5 protein-coding genes are annotated in these 7306 nt (G+C 47.7%); 1 reads left to right on the top strand and 4 read right to left on the bottom strand.

Translation table 11 applies throughout. From position 1 onward, the window contains the following. Positions 1–280: 280 nt before the first annotated feature. From bshC to murC, 4 genes are all read right to left on the bottom strand, one after another. Positions 281–1828: a bacillithiol biosynthesis cysteine-adding enzyme BshC gene (gene bshC, locus BWI93_RS10865; RefSeq protein ID WP_094811155.1), complete on the bottom strand. Its 1548-nt coding sequence runs from the start codon at positions 1826–1828 to the stop codon at positions 281–283. Positions 1829–2133: 305 nt separating this feature from the next. Continuing rightward, a complete protein-coding gene (gene rimO / locus BWI93_RS10860; RefSeq protein WP_094811154.1) occupies positions 2134–3441 on the bottom strand; it encodes a 30S ribosomal protein S12 methylthiotransferase RimO in 1308 nt (435 codons plus the stop codon). Between the two features lie 80 nt (positions 3442–3521). Further along, entirely contained in the window at positions 3522–3935 is a 414-nt protein-coding gene (locus tag BWI93_RS10855) for a carboxypeptidase-like regulatory domain-containing protein (RefSeq protein ID WP_233207854.1), read from the bottom strand. A gap of 99 nt (positions 3936–4034) precedes the next feature. Beyond that, entirely contained in the window at positions 4035–5426 is a 1392-nt protein-coding gene (murC, locus tag BWI93_RS10850) for a UDP-N-acetylmuramate--L-alanine ligase (RefSeq protein ID WP_094811153.1), read from the bottom strand. Between the two features lie 249 nt (positions 5427–5675). On the opposite strand from murC, the gene BWI93_RS10845 reads away from it, so the two are divergent. After that, entirely contained in the window at positions 5676–7160 is a 1485-nt protein-coding gene (locus tag BWI93_RS10845) for an arginine decarboxylase (protein WP_094811151.1), read from the top strand. Positions 7161–7306 lie beyond the last annotated feature (146 nt).

The raw sequence follows: 7306 nt of genomic DNA, 5'->3' as shown, positions 1-7306 counted from the left end.
AACTAAAAAGTCCGTAGCGGATGCTACGGACAATCTGTTAGCGAGTTTCTAAAACTGAAATTTGAGACGGGAAGACTGAGTATAGGGCTTCAAAAGGGTAAATACATTTTAACCATGGGTACCTGTTCCCTTCCCAACCAAACCCCCAACCCCGAAGGGGTTCAATACACATAGCCCCGCATGCAATGCGGGGTATCGAGATATGCTGCCCCATCAAAACCCAAAAACCGCTGATCTGAATGGACTCAGATCAGCGGTTTTTTTACCAGCCTAACCAAGGTTAGGCTTCCGTAAGCATATAAAATTCGTAACAGAACGGATCGAACAGGTCCAGTAGCTGACTGATAAACGCCGGATTGGCCAGGTAAAAATTCAGGAAGTTATCCGTACGTTCCTGCAAGCCGCCACCGGGAAACAAGTACGCTTTCAATTCACTCAAATGCCGCACCCCCGTTTCCTGTTTTTGGGCTTCGGAAGCCACCAACCGGCGGTCTAACCGTTCGGCCCAGTTTCTGAGCTTCTGAGCTTCTGCTTTGATGTGCCCGTCCAGCGTCGGATTGACTTGTACGGCTTTCGTTCGCATCGCTTCCAAGGCCTCCAGCATCTGTTGAAGATCAGGCTGAATATCCAGGGAGTAAGCCGCGTGTTTTTCTACATACTGCCGGCGTAACGTTGCTTCATCTTGGAAGAGTTCTTCCGGCGTCAGGCCCAGATTCTGAATCCGCCGCTGCGTTGCCTGACTAATAATCATGGCAAAATTACGCGGCATCAGGATGGGGTAGGGAATCTGGTAATGATCAAATACCGGCTTGAGTTGCAACCAGTACGCCAACTCTCCAGGTCCACCGAGGTACGCCAGATTGGGCAAAATCACCTCCTGATATACGGGTCGCAGAATAACGTTCGGACTGAATACTTCCGGCGACTGATCCAGTAGTGACTGAATTTTATCTTTATCAAAAGTCAATCGCGTATCATTCACCCGAACTCCGTTTTCATCTGGTACCAGACGTTCCCGAATACCTTCGTTCAGATAGAAGAAGTTGATTTCGCGGGGTGTGACCTGCTGTTTATAGCCTATGGCTTCCAGTTTTTCAGAAGCTTCCTGAACGAGTTTAAACGCCGTATGATTGAAGAGATCATCTTCGATTACGGGACGAAACTCGGCTTTCAACGCCGGGTCATCCGCGTCAATACAGATTAAGCCCTCGGCTCCAAGTAATTCGTGAATGTAATAACGAACCGCGTCAGCCAGTGTAGAATGCTGCAGATAAGCTTGCTCGAATAAGGGCAGTCGTTCCGGAATTTGCTTGAACAGAGTCGCCAGTTCCTTCGGATTCATCCGGCCCACGGCTCCTTTTTGTTGCGTATACCAGGTATGGGTTTTCCCCGAAAGCCGGAAATGATTGATTTCCTCAAAATCATGGTCTTCCGTAGCCATCCAGTACACGGGTACGAACGTATACTCCGGAAAATCCTGTTTCAGTCGCCGGGCCAGGTTAATGGCCGTTACTAACTTGAAGATAACGTATAACGGTCCCGTAAAGAGATTGAGCTGGTGACCCGAGGTTACGGTGAAGGTTTTTTCATCCAGTAAAACCTGAAAATCAGGCTTGGAATCGAGTTCTGCGTATTGTTTTTCGAGCACCGAAACCAGCGTCTGCCGCTTCTGTACATCGAATTTCTTTTGCTCAATCTGCTTTCTAAATCCTTCTAAATCAGGAAATTCACCGTAAAAAGGTTTTAGATTTTCCTGACCGGAAATAAACGCTTGAAATAACGAAGAAAACTGCCGCGTATGGGCTAAAGGAATACAGCTAACCTGCATAATACCGGGATTTGGAGCCCGAAGTTCGTAAAACGGGACTGGCAAACAAACTCGTTCGCCAACGGCTTAGTTCAAAAGGCGGTGAAAGTTTAGTTGGAGCGGGAGAGCAGAGGCTGATTGGAGGACGTTTCAGGTTTGATTCGTTTGAAAAGGTTTCAAGGTTGATGGCGTTTTAAGGTTGATTGATTGAAGTTGAACATTCATCAACCGTATCAAAAAAGCAAAGGTTTGAACAGGTGTCCTTAAACCCCATTCAAACCCTTTTAAACTTAACACTTACTCAAACCTGAAACACCCTTCAAACCCTACACCAACTCCCCGTAAAGGTCAAATTCCTCCGCCGATGTAATCCGTACCTGAGCAAAATCGCCCTGACGTACGTACTGGTTAGCAGCGACGAGTACTTCGTTGTCTACTTCAGGAGAATCGAATTCAGTACGTCCAATAAAATAACCGCCTTCTTTCCGATCAAACAGTACTTTATAGATCTGACCGATTTTGGCCTGGTTCAACTCCAGGGAAATGCCCTGTTGCAGTTCCATGATGTCGTCGGCCCGTTGCTGTTTTTCTTCCGCCGGTACGCTGTCTTCCATCGTTGCCGAGTGCGTCTGATCTTCGTGCGAGTACTGGAATACGCCCAAACGATCGAATCGTGTGTTTTCCACAAAGCGGTACGTTTCCTCGAACAGTTCTTCCGTCTCGCCGGGGTGACCCACGATCAGGGTGGTACGCAGAGCAATACCGGGCACTTTATCGCGAATGGTATGGATAAGTTCTTCGGTTTTTTCCCGCGTAATGCCCCGCCGCATCAGTTTCAGCAACTCCGTCGAGCCCGTTTGCAGGGGCATATCCAGGTATTTACAGATGTTAGGCTTGGCGTTCATGACGTCGAGCACGTCCATCGGGAAACCGGAGGGGTACGCATATTGTAAACGAATCCAGTCGATTCCTTCGACGTCCGAAAGACGGTCGATCAGCTCGGCCAAATTCCGCTTTTTATAAATATCCAGTCCGTAATACGTCAGGTCCTGAGCCAGCAAAATCAGCTCTTTGGTACCCCGGCGAGCTAATGACTTGACTTCGGTTTCCAGATCTTCAATTGTACGGGAAACGTGATTCCCCCGCATCAGCGGAATGGCACAGAAGCTACAGGGACGATCGCAACCTTCCGCAATTTTCAGATAGGCGTAATGAGCAGGCGTGGTCAGTAAGCGTTCGCCCACGAGCTCGTGCTTGTAATCAGCCTTCAGCGTCTTGAGCAGGCGGGGCATTTCGTTACTGCCAAACCAGGCGTCTACTTCCGGAATTTCGACTTCCAGCTCGTCCTTGTACCGTTGCGACAGACAGCCCGTTACGTACACTTTCTCCACCATACCCTCGGCCTTGGCGTCTACGTAGCGAAGAATGGTGTCGATGGATTCCTGCTTGGCATTGTCGATGAAGCCACAGGTATTGATCACCACAATCTGGGAATCGTCCCGCTCGGATTCGTGAGCTACTGCGTAGCCATTACCCTTGAGCTGCGTGAACAGGTTTTCGGAATCGACCAGGTTCTTGGAACAGCCCAGCGTAACGATGTTTACTTTATTCTTTCGTAATGTCTTGGTTTTCATGCGAATGGAAACAAGTCTTTAAAACCGGAAACCAGAACGAAGGCCGCCATCTTCTGTCTCCGGTTTCTTGCTTCTGAACTCTAAAAAACGGCTGCGTAATTGATTTCAAATTGAATCTCTTCGTATTTCCCTTTTCGAACGGTTACTGGAAAAATATTTCCCTGCCCATCCGTAAGGTTCGCCCATAAGCCCTGCGGCTCTTTGGTAAACAGCGAGTAGCGGCCCGGGGCAAGCTTGACTTTAAAGCGACCGCTGGCATCGGTAACTACTTTCCTGACCCGTTTGGTTCGAATGTTCCGGTAAAAACCTTCCTGCTGTTCGGCCTGATTCTGATTCGTTAGCTGATAAATCCAGACTTCCCGCTTTACGCCCTTGGCCGCCGATGCCGGCCGGTCGGGCGAGGGCATTTGGTTACCGGATTTCCAGATGACCTGTCCCCGAATCCCCGAGGTCAGGCGGGTGGTTTGAGCCTGATTTTGAAAAACGAGGCACAAAAGTACGCATAATATCAGTAACCTTCTCATAGCCAGTCGCATAAAAAAGCGGACGTCATTTGGCGTCCGCTTTACAAACGTAAAAATTTCGCTAAAAATTTACCCCAGCACCTCTTTTACCAGTTCGGGAATATTTAACCCATCGAAGGTACCGGATGACATCAGCAGCAAATTGGACTCGTCCCACTGCTGGCTCAACAAAAATTCTTTCAAGGCCTGATTGTCCGTAAACACCTGCAGGGCTGGATTTCCGAAAGCTTCAATGATGTCTTCGGGTGAAATCGGAGTCAGTTTTTTGTGTTCAATCGTATGCGGACTGTAGTACACGGCGGCCACATCCGGCGTATTGAACTTGCCTTTGTACTGCGGCAAAAAGTATTTATTCAGGCTACTGAACGTGTGTAATTCCACAACTGCGACCAGTTTACGTTCGGGAAACTGACTTTTCACCGCCGTAGACGTAGCTTCCAGTTTAGACGGAGCGTGAGCAAAATCCCGGAAAATAACCGTCTGCTCGTTCTCACCCACCCGTTCCAGCCGATTCGCGGCACCCGAGAAGGACTGAATGGCTTCGTAGAACATGAAATCTTCCACGCCCAGTTTCTCCAGAACGATTCGGGCTCCGTTCAAGTTTTTCATGTTATGCCCACCGAAGATTTTCAGGGGGACTTCCTCGCCGTTGGGTTTAAGCAGATATGTTACGCCGTCGCGAATCACGTGCGGGTGTTCGCCGTAGCCAACGGGTTGTACATCTGCCCGTTCTTTCTTGCAAATCACCGATATGACGTCGTCGGTATCGTCGTAAATGAGCATGCCGCCTTTGGGTGAATCTTCGGCCAGCAGTTCAAACTGACGAACGTATTCCTCAAATTCCGGATACACATTGATATGGTCCCAGGCAATGCCCGAAATCAGGGTAATGTGGGGATGATAATGCAGGAATTTCGGCTGACGATCAATCGGCGAAGAAAAATACTCATCGCCTTCAATCACGATCACCGGAGCATCGTCGGAAAGTTTGACCATAGTATCAAAACCCGCCACCCGGGCTCCTACCAGATAATCGAATTTCCGGTTGAAAAACTTCAGTACGTGCAGAATAATGGCTGTAGTAGTGGTTTTTCCGTGACTACCCGCAATGACCACCCGCTGTTTATTCAGGCTTTGCTGATACACAAACTCCGGGTAGGAGTAGACCCGAATGCCCAGTTCCTGAGCCTTCAGTAACTCGGGATTGTCGGCCCGGGCGTGCATGCCGAGAATAACGGCATCCAGTTCTGGCGTAATTTTTTCGGGAAACCAGCCCATCTGATCCGGTAAAAGGCCCGCCTGTTGCAGACGCGATTGGGCCGGTTCATAAATTTCATCGTCCGATCCCGTTACGAGGATTCCTTTCTGATGCAACACGAGAGCCAGATTGTGCATGGCTGCTCCACCGATCGCAATAAAGTGAATGCGTTGAGACGGGGTTATTTCACTGGATAAAGTCATTCAAAATCAGCTTTTAAAATTTTACTTTCCTGGCTCCTTTCGTTGAAAAGCCAATCTTGGGGCCACGGACAAAAAAAATGACCGAACCTGCAATTATTGCGACGGTTTTTCGGTTGCAAAGGTTATAATTTCCGTGCAATTTCGCACGCTTGTTTTCAATCGGTCTTTGCAGGCGTAAGTCTTTAAAGCCGCGTGAGTTCAAGTTTTTCGATATAATTCACCTTTTAAAATGTATTTCCGTCCCAAAGGATGAAAAACTACATTGATCTTATTGAGCAAACCTTTGAATTCCCAACCCGGGAATTCGGTGTGGACGAGAAGAACACGCTACTCTTCAATAATGTCCCACTGATGGATATTATTCGTCAGTACGGTACGCCGCTCAAACTTACGTACCTGCCTAAAATCGAAGAGCATATCGAGCACGCCCGGTTGCTGTTTCGGAACGCCATGAAGAAATTCAATTACAAGGGCAGCTATACGTACTGTTATTGTACGAAATCTTCGCACTTCCATTTCATTCTGGAAGAAGTGCTGAGTAATAACTGCCATTTAGAAACCTCTTCAGCGTACGACATCGCCATCATCCGGGAGCTGTACCGGCAGGAGAAGCTGACGAAGAATACGTTTATCATTTGTAACGGCTATAAACTTCCGCAGTACCAAAAATACATCACGAACCTGATCAATGACGGGTTTAACTGTATTCCCGTACTCGATAACCTGAAAGAAATTGACTATTACATCGAAAATACGCACACCGAGGCCGTAAATCTGGCCATTCGGATTGCTACCGATGAAGAACCCAATTTCTCGTTTTATACGTCACGTCTGGGAATCCGGTATTCGGATATCATGGATTTGTACAAAAACAAAATCCAGCCCAATCCGAAACTGAAGCTGAAAATGCTTCACTTTTTCATCAATTCCGGTATTAAGGATAACGCCTATTACTGGTCGGAATTGACTCGCTTTATGTTCAAATACTGCGAAATGAAAAAGGTATGTCCCGACCTGGATTCGATCGATATTGGCGGTGGGCTGCCCATTCAAACCTCGGTATTCTTTAAGTACGATTACCAGGCCATGATCGACGAAATCATTGAAAATATTCAGTGGATCTGTAACAAGAATAACGTACCGGTTCCGAATATTCTCACGGAATTTGGTAGCTACACGGTCGGCGAGAGTGGAGCGGTGATTTATAAAGTCATCGATAAAAAACAGCAGAACGACCGTGAGCTGTGGTACATGATTGACGGCAGCTTTATTACGCAACTACCTGATTCATGGGGTATTGGTCAGAAATACATCATGCTGCCGGTGAACAACTGGGATTCGCCCTACGAGAAAGTGAACCTCGGTGGATTAACCTGTGACTCGCAGGATTTCTATAACACCGAAGCTCATTCGGAAGACTTGTACGTACCTAGTTTCGATATTGACAAAGAAGATCAGTACATCGGCTTTTTCCATACCGGAGCGTACCAGGAATCATTGGGTGGCTACGGCGGTATTCAGCACTGCCTGATTCCAGCCCCCAAACACGTCATTGTAGACCTGGACGAAGATGGCAACATCACCAGCCGTTTGTTTGCTCCCCAGCAAACGCACGAAAGTATGTTACAGATTTTGGGCTATGGCTTGAAGCCGAAGGAAGGCATTGCCGAATCCGCTGAAATGCAGGCTCGGGCTCAGGAAAACCCGGAACTAGTCGAGCAACAGGAAAAATAGGAAAATGATACGGCAGGAAACCCGGAAACGATTCCTGCCGTATTTATTGAAAATAATTTGTAACTTGCTGAGGTTTAAGCATTCACAAACGTATTTATCCGCATCCAATTCCATGAAAAAATCCGCTTACCTGCTGGTTCTTCTAA

The sequence above is a fragment of the Siphonobacter sp. BAB-5385 genome (assembly GCF_002261125.1).
GTDB lineage: Bacteria > Bacteroidota > Bacteroidia > Cytophagales > Spirosomataceae > Siphonobacter.
This window is presented reverse-complemented; position numbering and strand designations above follow the sequence as displayed.

Excerpts from the sequence above, each read along its gene's own strand:
- bshC (WP_094811155.1), bottom strand. The coding sequence starts at position 1,828 with ATGCAGGTTAGCTGTATTCCTTTAGCCCATACGCGGCAGTTTTCTTCG.
- rimO (WP_094811154.1), bottom strand. The coding sequence starts at position 3,441 with ATGAAAACCAAGACATTACGAAAGAATAAAGTAAACATCGTTACGCTG.
- murC (WP_094811153.1), bottom strand. The coding sequence starts at position 5,426 with ATGACTTTATCCAGTGAAATAACCCCGTCTCAACGCATTCACTTTATT.
- BWI93_RS10845 (WP_094811151.1), top strand. The coding sequence starts at position 5,676 with ATGAAAAACTACATTGATCTTATTGAGCAAACCTTTGAATTCCCAACC.